The organism is Bacillus sp. FSL M7-1020, assembly GCF_038050415.1.
GTDB lineage: Bacteria > Bacillota > Bacilli > Bacillales > Bacillaceae_G > Bacillus_A > Bacillus_A toyonensis.
Genome location: NZ_JBBOTW010000001.1, coordinates 1,315,130 through 1,332,892, shown reverse-complemented (window position 1 = coordinate 1,332,892; position 17,763 = coordinate 1,315,130). Strand labels below are relative to the sequence as shown.

The following is a 17,763-nucleotide window of genomic DNA, read 5'->3' as shown; positions in this document are numbered from 1 at the left end:
GTGAGAGATGCATCTCCCCATTGATTACAGTTTCACTTTACTATCATACTAAATTTTCAGCATATTCTCATTAAAAATAAAAAATCCCTTTCATTCTTTTTAAAAATGAAAGGGATTTTATGTCATTTTATTCATTTTGCTGTTCCTACTCCATTTAAAACATATTTCGCAATAACTGCATATACAGCGACTGTACCTGCTACTAATGCATATACCATACTCGCGCACCAACCTTTTTTTGATAATGATTATCACTTTTGAATACATTTTATCATTAAAGAGAATCATTATCAACAAATTTCTAAAAAAGAAAGCTCCTTCGGGAAAAGGAGCTTTACTGCCTGTTTTAAAGAAGTTTAAAACTTGCTGTGCACTCTTATTATATCTCATAATACACATCTTAACAGTTTTAAAAATTGGAAATCCCCTCTATCCCCTCCCCCTTACATTTTGTATAATAAAAGGGAATTACTTATTAAGGAGGAAAATAATGACACAAAATCTCACGCAAGGCGAGAGGATACACTCAATTGATATCATTAGGGGAATAGCTGTACTAGGTATTTTTCTTGTTAACTGGCCTATTATTGCTGGAATTGACTCACGTGATCTTTCAGGAGTTTATGAGGGACTAGATAGTTATATCCGTCTAATTTACGATATGTTTATTCAAACAAAGTTTTATACTATCTTTTCGTTTTTATTCGGACTAGGCTTTTATATTTTTATGACTCGTGCTGAAGCGAAAACAGATCGACCAAAAACTTTATTTGCTCGTCGCTTACTTATTTTATTATTATTTGGTTTCTTACATTATGTGCTTTTATGGGACGGAGACATTTTACATACTTATGCAATCGCTGGATTTTTCTTATTTTTATTTTATAAGAGAGAACCTCGTACCATTTTAATATGGGCAATTGCTTTATTAAGTATTTTTCAATTTCTTATACTAATTGCTAGTATTAGTGTTGCCTTAATGTCAAAGGCTGAACTTGGATTCTCCTTACCAGTCATGCCACTTGAAGACTGGGTGTCACAAATACAAAATCGTTTCCATGCATTTTATGCTGATGGAATAGTATTAAATATTACAATGCTCCCAGAAACAGTTGGGCTATTTTTACTTGGTTTATACGCCGGTAAAAAGGATATTTTCCGCCGCACGAAAGAGGTAGATACAAAACTTAAAAAATGGCAAATTATTACGTTCATTTTAACATTACCAATGTGGTTCTTCATGGTTCGTTACTTCTTATCAAAACCATTTTATGAACCAATTTATATGCAGGCCTTTACAATGTTCAGTGGAAAAACATTATTCATCTTCTACATTTTCACGCTAATGCGTTTATTACAAAAAGAAAAATGGCAAACATTATTACGCCCATTCCAATACGTTGGACGAATGGCGTTAACAAATTACATCTCACATACAATTGTTACATTACTTGTATTCGGACTATTGTTCAAAAACGATTATCTTGCTCCATTATGGGTAGGACCTCTATTTTGCATCAGTTTTTATACGTTACAAATCTTTATTAGCCGCTGGTGGCTTTCACATTATCAATACGGGCCACTTGAGTACATTTGGCGGCTTGGTACGTATGGGAAAATGATGCCACTTAAAAAGAAAAGCAAGGTCTCATAATGAGACCTTGCTTTTCTATGCTTCTCTTACTGCATTTTGCATCGAAACTGGCTCTTCTTTTACTTTCCCTTTTCGCTGCGGCACCATATTAAATACAATATTTAAAAGTACTGCTGATGCACTTCCTAGCACAATTCCGTTATCTGTTAAAATACGAATATTTTCTGGAAGTTGTGAGAATAATGTAGGAACGACTGTAACCCCAAGCCCAATTCCCACAGAGCATGCAACAATTAATAAGTTTTCTTGCTTTCCAAAATCAACGCTACTTAACATTTTAATACCATATGCCATAACCATACCGAACATCGCTAACATCGCACCACCAAGTACTGATTTCGGAATGATTGTTGTAATAGCTGCGATTTTTGGAATGAACCCAAGAACGATTAACATACCACCACAAGTATAAATAATAACGCGATTTCTTACTCCTGTTAATTGAACAAGTCCTACGTTTTGAGAGTAAGTTGTATATGGAAATGCGTTAAAAATACCACCTAACACCATCGCTAACCCTTCTGCGCGATAGCCTTTTGTTAATTCTTTTTCACCGATCTTTTTATTACAAATATCAGATAACGCAAAGTATACACCTGTTGCTTCTACAATCCCTACACAAGCAACGAGAATCATCGTAATAATTGGCGTTAATTCAAATGTCGGTGTACCGAAGTAAAACGGCTGAATACCGTGGAACCAATCTGCTTCTCCAACAGCTTGCAAGCTTACTTTCCCCATAAACGCTGCAACGATTGTACCGAACAAAAGACCTAATAAAATAGAAATAGAACGGATAAACCCATCAAAGAAACGATACATAATGATGATAAATAATAATACGCCAAATGCTAACGCTAAGTTTTCAAGACTTCCGAAATCTTTGCTTCCTACTCCGCCAGCCATATCATTAATCGCCGCTGGAACAAGTGTAACTCCAATTACAGTAACAACAGACCCTGTTACGACAGGGGGAAATAATTTTACAAGCTTTCCAAATAGTTTCGCAAAAATAACAACAAACAAACCGGCAGCAATAATTGCTCCATAAATAGAAGACACGCCGTATTGTTTTCCAATTGCAATCATCGGCCCAACCGCTGTAAATGTACAACCTAGTACAACTGGAAGTCCAATACCGAAAAAGCGATTTGATAATGCTTGTAAAATTGTTGCAACGCCGCACATTAATAAATCAATTGAGACTAAATATGTTAACTCTTTTTGATTTAAGCCAAGTCCGCCTCCCACAATAAGTGGAACGATAATTGCACCGGCATACATAGCAAGCATATGCTGCATACCTAGCGATGCGATTTTAAATGGATGTTGCTTCATCGCTTATTTCACCTCCGCAGTTTCTTGCTGTACAAATGTAACTGTGCTGTTATCAAGTGATGCAATTTCTGCTAGTGACTCAACACGAACGCCTTGTTCACGAAGCTTCTTTCCTCCATCTTGAAATGCTTTTTCAATAACAATTCCAATTCCCGCAATGCTTGCTCCAGCTTGCTCTACTAAACTCATTAAACCCAAAGCAGCCTGACCGTTTGCTAAAAAGTCATCAATGATTAATACACGATCATTTTCATCAATATGAGTGCGAGATAGTGAAATTTCATTTGTTTCTTGTTTTGTAAATGAATATACGTTTGCAACATACATATTATCTTGTAACGTTAACGATTTACGTTTTCTTGCAAAAATTACTTTTACACCCAGCTCTAATGCAGCCATAACTGCTGGTGCAATGCCAGAAGATTCAATCGTCACGATTTTTGTAATGTTCTCTTCTTTAAAACGTTTAGCAAATTCTTTTCCAATCTCTTGCATAAGTACCGGATCAATTTGGTGATTTAAAAATGCATCTACCTTTAATACGTCACCAGATAAAACCTTTCCTTCGTTCAAAATCTTTTCTTGTAATACTTTCATGTTTGTTCCTCCTCTTATGCAATAAAAAAACTCCAAAAGCCGCCACCACTCGTTACAAGTGAGAGACGTGCTTTTGGAGTTTCGCAAAAAAGAATGCTTAACAAGCAAATATATTCGTCCTCACTCATAGTCAAAGTATTTACGGTACTTCGGTAGAAACTTGCAGGCCATATCCCCGCGATTATATGAGTGTAGCTAACTATTTATTTTATAGAAGGATTATAACGCAATTTTTATACTTTGAAAAGTATTTATTAATAAAACACGTACAAATTTTATAAAAACACTATTTTCGTTCGATTTTTGCAAACTCTTACATTCTCTATTACAACTTCGTTAAAATGACTGGCCCATCTTTTGTAATCGCAATTGTATGCTCGTATTGAGCAGATAATTTCCCATCCATCGTTCTTGCAGTCCATCCATTTAAATCAACTTTAGAATAGCGCATACCTACATTTACAATCGGCTCAATTGTAATTACCATGCCTTCTTGCAGCTTAGGTCCTTGTCCCGGTTTACCAAAATGAAAAATTGCTGGTTCTTCATGAATCTCTTTACCAATCCCATGCCCCGTAAAATCTCTTGCAACAGAAAAACCTTCAGCATTTGCATAACTTTCAATTGCAAAACCAATATCCCCTACATGATTACCGATTATCGCCTGATCAATTCCTTTATATAAAGCACTCTCAGCCACTAGCAATAACCTTTTTGTTTCGTCAGAAACATCCCCTACTATATATGTCCATGCAGAATCTGATAGCGCACCATTTAAGTTTACTACCATATCAATTGTGACAACATCTCCCTCATTTAAAGGAACATCGGCCGGAAACCCATGACACATTTCATCGTTTACAGACGCACATATCGCATATGGATACCCGTTGTAACCTTTCTGCTCAGATGTTGCACCATGCTTTTCTAAATACGCTTCAACAAACGTCTCAATTTCTTGTGTTGTTATTCCTGGTTTTATCATTTTTCCTATTTCTCTATGACATGAAGCAAGTAATTTCCCAGATTCATGCATCAAATCTATTTCACTTTTCGTTTTAATTGTAATCATTCTACCTCTCCTTGCTAAGCTTGCTATTTGCTACTAAAGTTCAATCATACACACCCTCTAGCAAAAATTCCAATTACAAAAGCAAACATCATTTATTTCTATTTTTTAATATACATTTTTTGGATGTTTATTTAGTGTTTTTTATTGATATTCACTTATAAACAACGTATATTGTTACTATACTATTAAAAGGAGGGTTTTTAAAAATGATGCATGCAGGAAGACTACGTCAGCAAACTTTGAACACTAAGTAACTTAATATGTTCAAAGGCTCTGTTTTCATAAAGCAGAGTAAACGGGATTAGTCTGCACATTTTTAATAATCTTCAACGGAAAAGTACACTTTCTGCATGGAGAAAGGCAGATATATATCTGTCTTTTTGTCGCATGTTTTTTCATACAAAGAGAGACCTCTATTTCTTATATCCTCGTTTACTCTTAACCACAGACAGAAGCCCGTCTGTGGTTTTTTTATGATTACATCTTCTTATATCTCACTAATTTGATCCTATTGGTGTAGTTAGGGGGAAAATGGTAACAGAATACGTACTCAAGCATTAAGATTAAAATAAGCATTTGGAGGAAATAAAAATGAACACACTTAAAATTAAACAATTAGCAACTAAGGAAGGCCTAAATATCTTAGAAGATTCAATAAAAATCAATGAATCTGGTGTTGACTTTCAAGTAGCACACGCTAAAGAACAAAACGGAGATAAATGGATACTAAGAATTCCTCGTAGACCAGAATCTATGAGACATGTCCTACAAGAAAAAAAGGCATTGGAAATCATAAAAAACCATGCAGGATTCCAAGTTCCTGATTGGTCTATATTCACTGAAGACTTAATTGCCTATAAGCAACTAAGTGGCGTTCCTGCCGCCACTATTGATATAGAACAACAAGGATATATATGGAGCTTTAATGAAAAAAACGCACCATCTGAATACCATATTTCATTAGGAAAAGTTCTAGCGAATTTACACTCATTACCTCAACAAGAATTTAATAATATCGGTATTGAAATTCTTACTGCTAATGAATTAAGAGCTTCTATGGAACAAAGGATGAATCGAGTGAAGGAACAATACTATGTCAATCAAAAATTATGGGATCGTTGGCAAGCATGGCTAACTGAAGATTCTTTTTGGCCATCTCATGTAGGAGTAACGCATGGGGATATACATCCAGGTCATATCCTGATTGATAAGAAAAATAATGTAACTGGCTTAATCGATTGGACAGAAGTAGGGATAGCTGATGTTTCTATAGATTTCACATCACATTATCTGCTCTTTGGGAAAGATGGACTAACAAAGTTAATTAGCTCTTATGACAATGCTGGTGGTAAAACTTGGTCAAGAATGGATGAACATATTATCGAACTTCTAACAACAAGTAGTATCACTGTTGCTGAATATGCTCAAGTGTCAGGTTTGAAAGAGATGCATGAAGCAGCTGTACACATGCTAGCAACTGAAAGTTAATGTAGTTACAAAAAAAACTTTAAACTAAAAAACAGAAGAACTCTCTTCTGTTTTTTAGTCATTTTTACATATATAATTCATTTTCAAAAACTCAAAACAACTACCGTTCGTCTCCTGGATAAACGTTCCAACTGCTTCAAATCCTGCCCTTTTATATACTTTAATCGCTCTCTCATTAAATGTCGCTACTGATAGTGTTATATAGTTGCAGCCGTATTTTTCTTCACTAAAATCTAGTCCAGCCTTCACGAACTTTAACCCTAATCCATTGCCAGCTATATCAGGTCTCATTCCAAGTCCTATATCAACCGTTTGATTATTCATTTTAGAAAAACTCAAGTAACCAATGAGAGTACCATTTTCCTTCACAGCAAACGTATCATCTCCTCTCATTTCAGTACTTAAAAACTCTGCTAAATCTTCTTGATCTGCCTCTATATCATAAAAGGAATATTTCCCTTCATAATGCCAGTTGTATGCAATTTCCTCTGCTTCCTTTTGGTTCATTACTGTAAATGTATAATCCATTCTCCCATCCCCTTTAAAAAAAGAGCTGCAATTAAGCAGCTCTTTTTTATAACTCGTAAATCTCTCTATACTTCGCTTCTAAATAATCAGCTAAGTAGTTTGCATTTAGCCCTTCACCTGTTACATCTTCTAAAATTTCAAGTGGCTTTTTCGTTTTGCCATATTGATGAATGTTTTCTGTTAACCACTCACGAATTGGCGTCACGTTACCTTCTTCTAATAATGCATCAAAGTTTGGAATATCTTTTAGCATTCTTTGCTGAAATTGCGCTGCATACATGTAACCAAGCGCATAAGATGGGAAGTATCCAAATGAGCCACCAGCCCAGTGAACATCTTGTAATACACCTTGTGCATCATTTTCTGGACGAATTCCTAAATATGCTTCCATCTTATCATTCCAAGCCGCTGGTAAGTCCTTCACTTGTAGTGTACCATCAAATAATTCTTTCTCAAGCTCATAACGAACCATAACATGAAGCGGATATGTAAGCTCATCTGCTTCTATACGAATGAATGAAGGCTTCGATTCGTTAATCGCATCATAAAACTCATCGACTGATATATCGTTAAATTGACCGTCACTATACTCTTTTAATAAATCATAATTTTTCTTCCAGAATGATTTATTACGACCGATAAAGTTTTCAAAGAATAATGATTGCGATTCATGAATACCCATAGATGTTCCACTACATAGCGGTGTACCCTCAAACTTTTCTGCAATATTTTGTTCATATACAGCATGACCACATTCATGAATTGTTCCAAACACAGCCATACGGAAATCTTTCTCATCATAGCGTGTTGTAATACGAACATCCCCTCTATTTAATGTAATTTCGAAAGGATGTACCGTTTCATCAAGACGCCCTGCTTCAAAGTCATAATTCAATTGCTTTAATAACTCTAATGTAAAGTTCTTTTGTTTTTCTTTCGAAAAGTGTTCCGATAAAGCACTTGTTTTTAATCCCTTTTTAGACTCTGAGATTTCTTTTACAAGCGGCACGATACGCTCACGAAGTTGACCAAATACGTGATCTAACACTTCTACTGTAATACCAGGCTCATACATGTCTAATAATGTATTATATTTATATGTTTCGTAACCCCAATATGTAATAAATTTCTTTTTGAATTCAACAATTTTTTCTAAGTACGGACGGAACATTTCGAAATCAGATTTTTCGCGTGCTTCTTCCCACACACTTTCCGCTTTCGCTTCTAATTTCACATACGCTTCGTATTCAGCTTGTGGAATTTTCTTATTTCTATCATATTCTTTACGACACTCTTCAACCATTTTCTTCGTCGTTTCAGAAAGTTTATCTTCAGATATTAAAGCTTCAAGCTCAGTTAAGTAGTTCCCCATCTCATCTGAAGTCGACATAGCAAACACTTCTGACGAAAGCATCCCTATGACTTCTGAACGCTGATCCACACCTTTTTTTGGTGCACCCGTTCTTAAATCCCAAAACATTAAGCTTAATGCTTCTCCGTAATTTTCTATCTTCTTCACATATGTTAAAAATTGTTTTTCTACTTCATATGTAGCAACTGTCATCGTATAAAAGACCTCCTTTTTCTACCTCAAACTTATTTCGACACGAAAACATAAATTCCTTTTATAATAGAAAAAAAGCTTGGCAAGCGCCAAGCTTTTCCTTATAATTCTTTACCTTCTACCGGAAGTACTTTTTTCACTGCTTCTATCACTTTTTCATCTTCCGTATCTGATAGGAAGATTGATATAGCACCTTTATCGTCGCTCGTACGAATTAAACGTCCAATCCCTTGACGAAGGCGTAAAATCATATATGGCACATCTACATCCCAGAATGGATTATTTACGTGCTTACGTTTCGCTTCAAACACAGGATCGTTTGGTGGGAATGGTAATGACCAAATTATTACATGTGATAATGATGAACCCGGAATATCTAAACCTTCCCATAAATGAACGGCACAAAGTACAGTCTCTTCTTCATTTTGGAAACGAGAAACGAGCTGACTAATTTCTTGATCCCCTTCATATAAGAACGGAACTGACATTTGCTCTTTACTTACATATTCTTTGAACGCTGCAAGTTCTTGCGTTGTACGGAATAATACAAGCGTACGTCCATTCGTTTTCTGTATATTTTCAAGTGTATATTGACACTTTCTTTCCCATTCATTTTCTTTCGTATGCGATAGTAAGTTTACTGCCATTTGCTCTTCATAATTAAACGGTGAGGCAACTGAGAATGATAAGTAATCTTTTACCCCTAAGCTATTTGCAGTAAATGCGAACGAATCGTTGTCCGATAATGTCGCAGAAGAGAAAATGTATGGAATTTTCTTCGAGAATACTTTTTCTTGTAACACTTCTTCAACTGCACGCGGCATAATAACTAACGTGAAGGCACCATCACCTTCTTCACCCCACGTAATTACATTTTTCTCATGCATGAAAAGACGAAGTGAATGTTCTAACACATCTAAATGTTCATCAACGATATTTAAATCGTATGTGTTTACTGTATGCATTTCACTCTCAAATACTAGTGCATCACCGACTTCACCGATTTTTGCATAAAGTCTTTTCGCTTCTGCGGTTACTTTTTCTGTCACAGTAATTTCTAAACGATCAGAACCTTCAATTTCCTTTTTATTCTCTTGTAACACATCAAAGAATCGCTCTGTTTGCCAAATTGTTTCTTCTACTAAATGTGCAAACTCTTCACGAATATCGTTCTGTAACAATCTCGTTAAAAGCTGCTCCATCATCGTTTGCTTTAAACGGTACGTTAAAGCTTTTTGAGCTGCATATTCTACAAGATGTCCTTCATCGAATACAACGCAGCTACTTTCAGGTAATAACGGAATTTGTCCTTCACGTTTACGAGCATCGTACGTCCAAATATGATCCATATAAAAATCTTGAGAACAAATGATTAAATCTGCCGCTTTACGATAATGTTCACGAGAAAGAGTTTGTCCACAACGATGACGTGAATCACAAGTGAAGCAATCTTGGAAGTAATCCCAGTTTACTTTTGACCATTCCTCATCATTTAAAAGTGGAAATTCTTTTCTGTCACCATAGTGAGTAAAGTTTTGCATCGTACCATGATCAAATACAAACTGTGGTAATTCATAATATACGTCTTCAATTACTTCTGGAGCTCGTCCACTCATAACATCTTCAAGTTTACGTAAACATAAATAATTATCCATCGATTTCGCAAGTCTTACGTCAACAGATAGTCCTAATGCTTCTGATAACTTAGCAATGTCCCCTTCTTCTTTCACAAGCTGCTCAATTAATGTTTCATCTGCACAAGCGATAATAGCAGGTTTTCCTGTATAACGCGCATAACAAATTGCATATAAAAGGTATACAATTGTTTTCCCTGTTCCTACACCCGCTTCTGCGAACATAACTTTTTTCTCTTGGAAAACACGCTCTAATTGAAACGCCATAAAGATTTGTTCATCACGCTCTTCAAAGCCTTTTTCCGGAAGGATGTCGTAAAATACATCTCCAATCCACTCATTCAACTTATCATAAAAATTATCTTGTTTTCCTACTTCAAATGGTAATCTCTTCTCAGTAAACATCCTTAGCCTCCAACCAAAAAGTTTTTCTATAAAACGATATAGTAACTGCTACTCATATGTGTACAGCCACTTTCCCCTGTTGCAATACTTAGAAATACACGAAAAAAAATTTTCCTTTCGAAAAAGGAAAATTTTCTTCTATATTAATGACTTTAAATACCGTTTATCAATCGCTGTTTCATGTGAAAGAGCTGATAAATATTCTTCTTGCGCTTTTTGTATTTCATCTACAATTACGCCTTGACTATCCACTTCTTTTCCGAGCTCATCATACGTACGGTGAATAGCTTTTTGAATCATCGATAATTGAAAACTATCCATATCACTGCCTCCTTTACGCATTACATAATAGCCAGTATATGCGTGCTGGAGGAGTTTTATACTATGAATTACGCGGTGGACGTTTTCCGAAGTATTGGTAGTAATCTGTACGGATAAATCCGTTAAATAGTTTACGTTTCTTCGATGCATCTTTTCCGTAACACTTCTCAAATGCTTCGTAACTCGTTAATACATACGCTGACCATGTATCTAATGGGCGAAATACTTGTCCCATTTCTTTATACAGTTGTTCAACGAGTGCTTTTTCACTTAAACGTTCTCCGTATGGAGGATTCGTTACGACGTAGCCATAATCCTCTTTTGTTGTGAAATCTTTTACTTGCATTTGCTTAAATGTGATTAAATCACCTAAACCTACTTCTTCTGCGTTTTCTTGTGCAACTCGAATCATACGATGGTCAATATCAGATCCAATGATTTGTAATGGTTGATTATAATTTGCTAAATCTTCAGCTTCTTGACGAGCTTCGCGCCAATTTTGTTTACCAACCCAGCCCCATTCATCCGATGCAAAGCCTCGGTTAAATCCTGGTGCGATATTTTGTCCAATTAATGCAGCTTCAATCGGAATTGTTCCAGATCCACAGAAAGGATCCACGAAAGGACGATCTGGCTTCCAGTTCGTTAACTTAATTAGAGACGCAGCTAATGTTTCTTTTAAAGGAGCTTCCCCTTGATCCATGCGGTACCCACGTTTATGAAGTCCAACACCACTCGCATCGATTGTTAATGTTGCAATGTCTTTCAACATTGCAATCTCAATACGGAATAACGGACCATCTTCTTCAAACCAAGTTGTACGTTTATATGTTGTTTTTAATTTTTCAACGACAGCTTTTTTAACGATACGTTGGCAATCCGAAACACTGAATAACTCAGATTTTAGAGATTTACCGATAACAGGGAATTCTCCGTTCTCTGGAATATAATCTCCCCAGTTTAATGCTTTCGTTTTTTCAAATAGCTCATCAAATGTTGTTGCTTTAAATTCACCAACTTTAATTTTCACACGGTCCGCAGTACGTAACCATAAATTCGTGCGACAAATCGCCTTTTCATCTGCTTCAAATGTTACTTTGCTGTTTTCTACTTGACATTCATAACCAAGATCGCGAACTTCTCGGGCAACTAACGCTTCAATACCCATTGCCGCTGTTGCAATTAAAGTAACTTTTCCCATTTGCATTCACCTCTTATGTATATTCAAACAATAATTAATAGCAATTTGTCCTATTAATCATTACATTTTACGAAAATTTTTCTCATTAACCATTGTAACTCATAATTTATAACTTCATACAAATAAAAAGCCCTCCTCTAACAAAGGAGAGCTGAGTTATTTCATAGTTGGTTCATAACGTTCTGTAAGCCATGTTCTGTTCCTTTGTACTGCAAACGGCCCACGCCTCGTACTCCGGTAGCAATCATCTATCTACAGGTTATGAAAACCTGTCCTTTTCCGTCGTTCATTTCCTTGGAAAAGATTCCCCTACCATTATTTGGGTTTCTCGCTCGTGGGGTTTACCTCGTTCCACTCCTATCATTTCTTCAAGGACTTCGTCACTGTGGCACTTTAAAGGTAGTCAAACCATATCCGAAAGGACTTAGGTTTTTTCCCTGCCGTTAAACCAGCCTTACAGCCAGAATACCCTAGCTTATGAATTGGCTAGGCACGAACACTACAGCCATCTCAGGCCGTGCGAGCATGGACTTTCCTCTACAACGTTGGCGTTGCAGCGATTGCCCAAACGTTATGACATCCATTAGTATAGTGGAAACAAAAAGATTTTGCAATGTTTTTTTCTATGTACAATGCCCCAACCTTGTTTCCACCTTATTTTATTCGTATAACTTACTTCCAAATACAGCTTTTTCTAAGTTGGATAAACGTTTTAAAATATCCGTATTCGTGTTGTTATATACCGGTTGTGCAACTGGTGTTTGTACAGGTTGTTGTGGAGCTTGTGTTGCAGCTAGTTTTTGTTCTTCTAATTCTCGTTTTAAACGAACATTTTGTTGCTTCAATTGATCAAATTCTTTGTGGAAAGCTTCATAGTCTTTAATAATCATATCAAGAAACTTGTCTACTTCTTCTTGTTGATAACCTCTCATACCTGTTTTAAATTCTTTTTCCAAAATATCTTTCGCCGTTAATTTAATTTTATCCGAAATCATTTTCTTCACCTCAAATTTTTGCCAAAACTTTCATTAACTAAATTTTTTCAGAAACAATGCCTTTTGTCAATCATATATACGAGTACAATATTACATATTACTCTGCATTATTCCACTGTTCCTCTTCTATTATATCTTGTAAATCAGAAAAAAGAATGAAATAACTGTGATAATTTTCTATTTCTCCTTTTTTCTTAGCTACTTCTACAATATATTTAGGACTCCCAGGCTTTTCTTCATCATATACAGCTAAAAGAGCATCACTTTTTTCAATAAAAAATTGATTCTTTAATTTAAATTGCTCTGGGCTTTCGTACTTCCGTTTCGTAATACTATCAATGTGATCTGCTTGTGAAAGAATAAATTCGTAATATTCACGGTTATCTTCTTTCCAATTTTCTTCTTGTTCTAAAAAAGGAGTAAATACCGCTAATTTTAAATCTGGATATTCTACTTGAATTTCAAAAACAACTTCAGCAGCCCACAATTCTACACCTAGCTGGCCGCTTATAATAACCCACTCCAAACCATCTTCTACAAAAGCAGTTAATTTACGATGCAGCGCTTTTTTTATGCAGTCTACTCCTGGATGATCCTTTTTAAATATTCCAAGTTCAAATGGCTTATATCCTGTTACAGCAACAACTTTCATATCAACACTCCAATTACAAAAAAAGAACTAGCATTTTGCTAGTTCTAACATATCATTTACTTTTTAAATATTCCACCAACGTTTGGTCCAACATTTGGTCCTACATTCGGTCCTGGTCCAAACGGGGATACATTCGGTCCTGGTCCAAATGGAGATACATTCGGCCCTGGTCCAAATGGAGATATTTGATGACCGTGGTGATGGTGACCATGACCACATGGTCCACATCCACCGCCAAATCCTGGATCGATTGGATCTACAACATTTACATTTGAGTTTGTTTGCGGGAAGAAGTTTTGGTTTTTAATTTGTTGATGGTGTACGTGTGTCGTATGCGTTGGGAAAATGTGTGGCACCACCGTTGTTGAAAAAGAATGTGTTACACACTGTTTCGTCGGATGAATGACAGGAGCAGTCGTACAAATAGGTCCTACAGGCTTATGCCCTCCAAAACAAGGATGACAATGATGCATAGTTTTTTCTCTCCTCTCTCGTTAAGAAAATCTGATTACACTTTACAATATGAGAAAAGAGGTGAAGCCGTTTGTTATATATACCCATTTGTTTCATGGAAATTTGTCTAGTGCTACACTTCATTCATGCTATTTCATTATGGACAACAATCCATCATCACTTACCAAAGAACCCTCCAACCTGCTTAACAATCCCCGTCACTTGATTCATCGCATTCATCATTTGTCCAGCTGTATTCATCATTTTATTCACATCATAGTTACCATCTGAATTTTTAAATTGGGAAACAAAGCTCGAAAACTGACTTGGTTGCTGTTGTTGCTTTTGTTTATTCATCGTCGGATACGGTTGTTTTGGCGGATAAAACATCGCTTGTTGATTTCCATAGGGAGATGGTGATGGTGGCATATAATATTGTGAGTTCATATAAGTTTGCTGCTGATTCATATAGGGTTGCTCTTGTTGCGATTGATTCATATAGGGTTGCTGTTGTTGCTGTTGATTCATAAACGATACTTCAAATGGCTGGTAATAATTTTGATTTCCATAATGAGGCTCGAAAGGATACATATTATACCGTAAATATGTATCCGTATTATATTGGTACATATTTTGCTGTGCATATGGATTTGGTTGCTGATATACGTTAGATTGTTGAAACATGCATTCTCTCCTCCTTCACATAAGTTTCTACATATATAATATGTACTTGTAAAATAATTTGTGTGACGGAGTATCTGTCTATTTTTGTCGGAAGTTTAAATTTTTAAAAAATTAAAAAAGAAAACCCTTCCATGCTATGATAATTAAGAAGAAGATTCTCATGGGGGAGGAATCAACATGGTATTAGGGGATTTAAAACAAGCGTTTTCTCAAAAGAAGGGGTATTACACAGAGAATGTAAATGAATTATTAGACTTTGCGAGACATTGTTATCTCGAAGGAAAAATATGTATATCGGATTACCGAACATTAATAAAAGAATTAGAAATAAACGGTGCAACAAAACCTACAACAATGACAGAAGCTTAAAAATAACAAGAGGGTTTCCCCTCTTGTTATTTACATTGCTCAACTATATTTTGCAAAGTATACGAAATGGCTTGATGTGTTTCAAAAAAACGTTTACCTTTTCCTTTATTTACAAAACATTGTAACACATTCGTTTGTAAATTATCGTACACTTGATCAATTTGCTGTACATGTATATACTTCGGTTTTTCTTCCTTAATCCACGTATAAGCTAATTCTTTCCACACCTTTAATTCCTCATCTACTATGTCTACAAACGGCTTCATATCCTTATAAAAGTCATATTCAATTATTTCTCTTTTTTTTACATTCGCTTCATTATTATACTGCATGAGTTTTTCTGAAGACTGTATTAATGCTTCATACTCCATTTCATTCCCACCTTATTATGCACTCACTACGATGTTTTGAAACGTCTTCACCCAATTCCCTTTTTCTTCGTGATGCACTAATTTATTTTCCATATGCTCAATATGCATTTCTGTTATTTCTATCTTATTACATATTTTTTCGCTCTTATCCTTCAATGCATGATTTATTCTAATTCCTATATTCATTTCCAGCAAATCGAGAGAACTTAACATTTGATCCATTTTTTTCATTACATCTACTTTCTGAACCATCGCCATATACAAAACGCCCCCTTCTTTGCTTTTCCTTTGTCATGTAATTTCGCCGGATAATTCTTCACTCCTGCACACATGACAAAACTAGTTGTTATTCGTCAAAGAAATCATTTTGAATGTCATTTATAGAAATGGTAACAATACAAAAAGGAGGTGTATGAAGATGGCAAAGAACAAAAACGAAAAAAAGAAAAAACAAAACAAACAACAAAATAAACCCGAGACTGGTAATCCAAAGCTTGATGGCCCAAACTTCCCTGCTACATAAAGTGAAAGTTTAATTAATGGGGCTTTTCCAAACTACTAATTTCTAAATCCCCCTTAATCTTCTACTTTCATTCAGTTTTGAGATTAAAATCTTAACACACTTAGCAGGATTTCTTCACATTAAGAAGTCCCATCTTCATTTATAAAGATGGGACTTCTTTTTTATTATATCATGAACTCGTCTATTCTTTTAACAAAACGATTCACGATAGAAACAGCATAGATCTGCTCCCTCTTTCTTCTATACCATTCCTTTATATTAACTTCATCCTTCGGTTCTTCAAATAAAAACAATGCATTCATTTTCGAATCTTCACACAACCAATCCCTCATTGTTATTTCCTCATGTGCAACAAGAGAATACACATCTCTTAGTGCAGGTGTATAGGATTTTCTAGTTCCCCTTAAGTAATATTCATAATCTTCTCTAGAGCCAGTATGTTTAGTTTGCAGTGCAAAATTATAAAATAAACGTTTATAAGTCGGATGAAACAATAACCACGCTAATTTTTTCCCAAGCTCTATACGCTTTTGCAACGTTTCAAATTGATAAACTGAAAACCCATACATCCCCCCTTCAATGGTTGGAAAAATAACTGCACTAATATGCAACATGTCTTGAACTTTAAAAAGCGCCGTATGAAATACATGTTTTTTAAAGTAGCTATTCTCAATAACTGGTTTTTGAATTTTATTTTGCTCATTTATAATAAGCGCTGCCATAAGCCTATTCATATCTTTTTTCTCCCAGAAAAATGTCCATTCTTTTTCCATGAAAAGTGATACGTTGAAAAATTGCAACAAATGAAAGAGAGGTATACGTCTCCTCTTGCTTTCTTCATATAGTAGTAACTGAGGAAATGCATCTAAGAAAATAATCCAATTAGCCTGTTCATATATGAGAAACAAATGTTTTTTTACTAATCGAGGCAAAACAGTAGCATAATATCTTCCTTCTAAATCAGTCATATTCCAGCCTGCATTTCTCGAAACCATACTCGCTAAAAAAGACCACCTGATTTCACTATTTCTTACATAAAATTTTTGATACGATTGTGTCCGAGAAATGTTGTCCATATTAGCTATTTCTGTTTTCTTTTTAATAGTGTGAATGATTGCTTTTTCTTCTTTTGTACAAACCATATTTTTACGATATTGTTTTATTTTTTCGTAATCATTCCATGTAAACATAAATAAGTCATCATGCCTTTCTTCAAAAAGGTCACATCTTTTTTCATTTTTTGATATAATCACCTTTGTAAGTAATTCTTAACAAGTTGGGAGTGGACACACTATGACCATTCGTTACCCAAATGGAAAAAGGTACAATCAAGCTTCACTACCTCCTAAAACACCAATAAAAAAACATACTTATAGTAATAGAGGTATGTCCCTTGAAGAGGAATTGAATGAAACAAATCAATATTACTTAACCCATAATATTGCATGTGTACATAAAAAACCTACACCTCTTCAAATTGTAAAAGTAGATTACCCCGCTCGAAGTGCTGCAGTGGTAAAAGAAGCGTATTTTAAACAACCTTCTACAACGGATTACAACGGTGTATACAAAGGGAAATACATCGATTTTGAAGCGAAGGAAACAAAAAACAAAACTAGTTTCCCACTTCAAAACTTCCACCTTCATCAAATTGAACATATGAAGCAAGTAATTGCTCATAATGGAGTTGCATTTGTTATTATTAAATTTACACTTTTTGATGAATTTTATTTACTCGATGCGAAACATATTATTGCATTTTGGAACCGTCAAAATAATGGTGGGCGTAAGTCAATTACTAAAGAAGAAATAGAAGCGCATGGATCATTGTTATCATGCGGTTATCACCCTCGGATTGATTATATCCGTGTACTAGACACGGTTTATTTTTCGTGATAGAGTCATCACTAAGGC

19 protein-coding genes, 1 other RNA gene and 1 riboswitch are annotated in these 17,763 nt (G+C 35.2%); of the genes, 4 read left to right on the top strand and 16 right to left on the bottom strand.

What is annotated here, in order from left to right:
- The first annotated feature begins 490 nt into the window (after positions 1 to 490).
- Positions 491 to 1,654: a DUF418 domain-containing protein gene (locus tag MHB70_RS06965; protein WP_061530144.1), complete on the top strand. Its 1,164-nt coding sequence runs from the start codon at positions 491 to 493 to the stop codon at positions 1,652 to 1,654.
- Between the two features lie 15 nt (positions 1,655 to 1,669).
- On the opposite strand, the gene pbuX is transcribed toward MHB70_RS06965, so the two are convergent.
- The 3 genes from pbuX to MHB70_RS06950 all read right to left on the bottom strand — a co-directional run bounded on the left by pbuX (position 1,670) and on the right by MHB70_RS06950 (position 4,661).
- Entirely contained in the window at positions 1,670 to 2,992 is a 1,323-nt protein-coding gene (gene pbuX / locus MHB70_RS06960) for a xanthine permease PbuX (protein WP_000809217.1), read from the bottom strand.
- Positions 2,993 to 2,995: 3 nt separating this feature from the next.
- Positions 2,996 to 3,589 (bottom strand): xanthine phosphoribosyltransferase, encoded by a 594-nt coding sequence (locus MHB70_RS06955; RefSeq protein ID WP_061530145.1) that lies wholly within the window; start codon positions 3,587 to 3,589, stop codon positions 2,996 to 2,998.
- A 107-nt stretch (positions 3,590 to 3,696) separates the two neighbouring features.
- Positions 3,697 to 3,798, bottom strand: a riboswitch (purine riboswitch).
- A 116-nt stretch (positions 3,799 to 3,914) separates the two neighbouring features.
- The gene (locus MHB70_RS06950; RefSeq protein ID WP_000628448.1) at positions 3,915 to 4,661 is read right to left on the bottom strand and encodes a type I methionyl aminopeptidase; all 747 of its coding nucleotides are present in this window, start codon (positions 4,659 to 4,661) and stop codon (positions 3,915 to 3,917) included.
- Between the two features lie 591 nt (positions 4,662 to 5,252).
- Here MHB70_RS06950 and mphL point away from each other — a divergent pair.
- Positions 5,253 to 6,149, top strand: coding sequence for a macrolide 2'-phosphotransferase MphL (mphL, locus tag MHB70_RS06945; RefSeq protein ID WP_001094126.1), 897 nt, complete (start codon positions 5,253 to 5,255; stop codon positions 6,147 to 6,149).
- A gap of 54 nt (positions 6,150 to 6,203) precedes the next feature.
- Here mphL and MHB70_RS06940 read toward each other — a convergent pair whose 3' ends face one another.
- The 10 genes from MHB70_RS06940 to MHB70_RS06895 form a co-directional block, all read right to left on the bottom strand.
- The gene (locus MHB70_RS06940) at positions 6,204 to 6,677 is read right to left on the bottom strand and encodes a GNAT family N-acetyltransferase (protein ID WP_000386699.1); all 474 of its coding nucleotides are present in this window, start codon (positions 6,675 to 6,677) and stop codon (positions 6,204 to 6,206) included.
- Between the two features lie 46 nt (positions 6,678 to 6,723).
- Positions 6,724 to 8,241 carry a carboxypeptidase gene (gene ypwA / locus MHB70_RS06935; protein WP_000215061.1) on the bottom strand — a complete coding sequence of 506 codons (1,518 nt, stop codon included), beginning with the start codon at positions 8,239 to 8,241 and terminating at the stop codon, positions 6,724 to 6,726.
- Positions 8,242 to 8,342: 101 nt separating this feature from the next.
- Positions 8,343 to 10,280, bottom strand: a complete 1,938-nt coding sequence (locus MHB70_RS06930) for an ATP-dependent DNA helicase (RefSeq protein ID WP_061530146.1) — start codon at positions 10,278 to 10,280, stop codon at positions 8,343 to 8,345.
- A 138-nt stretch (positions 10,281 to 10,418) separates the two neighbouring features.
- Positions 10,419 to 10,601 (bottom strand): DUF3921 domain-containing protein, encoded by a 183-nt coding sequence (locus tag MHB70_RS06925; protein ID WP_000376898.1) that lies wholly within the window; start codon positions 10,599 to 10,601, stop codon positions 10,419 to 10,421.
- A gap of 61 nt (positions 10,602 to 10,662) precedes the next feature.
- The gene (locus MHB70_RS06920; protein ID WP_000521231.1) at positions 10,663 to 11,802 is read right to left on the bottom strand and encodes a THUMP domain-containing class I SAM-dependent RNA methyltransferase; all 1,140 of its coding nucleotides are present in this window, start codon (positions 11,800 to 11,802) and stop codon (positions 10,663 to 10,665) included.
- Positions 11,803 to 11,982: 180 nt separating this feature from the next.
- Positions 11,983 to 12,374, bottom strand: an RNA gene (gene rnpB / locus MHB70_RS06915) — RNase P RNA component class B.
- 87 nt (positions 12,375 to 12,461) lie between these two features.
- Positions 12,462 to 12,797 carry a cell division regulator GpsB gene (gpsB, locus tag MHB70_RS06910; protein WP_000622427.1) on the bottom strand — a complete coding sequence of 112 codons (336 nt, stop codon included), beginning with the start codon at positions 12,795 to 12,797 and terminating at the stop codon, positions 12,462 to 12,464.
- A gap of 97 nt (positions 12,798 to 12,894) precedes the next feature.
- A complete protein-coding gene (locus MHB70_RS06905) occupies positions 12,895 to 13,449 on the bottom strand; it encodes a DUF1273 domain-containing protein (RefSeq protein ID WP_000869384.1) in 555 nt (184 codons plus the stop codon).
- Positions 13,450 to 13,505: 56 nt separating this feature from the next.
- Entirely contained in the window at positions 13,506 to 13,922 is a 417-nt protein-coding gene (locus MHB70_RS06900; RefSeq protein ID WP_000546285.1) for a spore coat protein, read from the bottom strand.
- Between the two features lie 157 nt (positions 13,923 to 14,079).
- Positions 14,080 to 14,586, bottom strand: a complete 507-nt coding sequence (locus MHB70_RS06895) for a YppG family protein (protein ID WP_053446506.1) — start codon at positions 14,584 to 14,586, stop codon at positions 14,080 to 14,082.
- Positions 14,587 to 14,763: 177 nt separating this feature from the next.
- Here MHB70_RS06895 and MHB70_RS06890 point away from each other — a divergent pair, with 177 nt between their 5' ends.
- Entirely contained in the window at positions 14,764 to 14,955 is a 192-nt protein-coding gene (locus MHB70_RS06890) for a YppF family protein (protein ID WP_000242658.1), read from the top strand.
- 26 nt (positions 14,956 to 14,981) lie between these two features.
- Here MHB70_RS06890 and MHB70_RS06885 read toward each other — a convergent pair whose 3' ends face one another.
- The 3 genes from MHB70_RS06885 to MHB70_RS06870 all read right to left on the bottom strand — a co-directional run bounded on the left by MHB70_RS06885 (position 14,982) and on the right by MHB70_RS06870 (position 17,039).
- Positions 14,982 to 15,326 (bottom strand): YppE family protein, encoded by a 345-nt coding sequence (locus tag MHB70_RS06885; protein WP_000455491.1) that lies wholly within the window; start codon positions 15,324 to 15,326, stop codon positions 14,982 to 14,984.
- A gap of 15 nt (positions 15,327 to 15,341) precedes the next feature.
- The gene (locus MHB70_RS06880; RefSeq protein ID WP_001252045.1) at positions 15,342 to 15,584 is read right to left on the bottom strand and encodes a hypothetical protein; all 243 of its coding nucleotides are present in this window, start codon (positions 15,582 to 15,584) and stop codon (positions 15,342 to 15,344) included.
- A gap of 429 nt (positions 15,585 to 16,013) precedes the next feature.
- Entirely contained in the window at positions 16,014 to 17,039 is a 1,026-nt protein-coding gene (locus MHB70_RS06870) for a DUF2515 domain-containing protein (protein WP_061530169.1), read from the bottom strand.
- A gap of 103 nt (positions 17,040 to 17,142) precedes the next feature.
- Between MHB70_RS06870 and recU the strand changes: the two genes are divergently transcribed.
- A complete protein-coding gene (gene recU, locus MHB70_RS06865) occupies positions 17,143 to 17,745 on the top strand; it encodes a Holliday junction resolvase RecU (protein WP_000155587.1) in 603 nt (200 codons plus the stop codon).
- Positions 17,746 to 17,763: the final 18 nt, after the last annotated feature.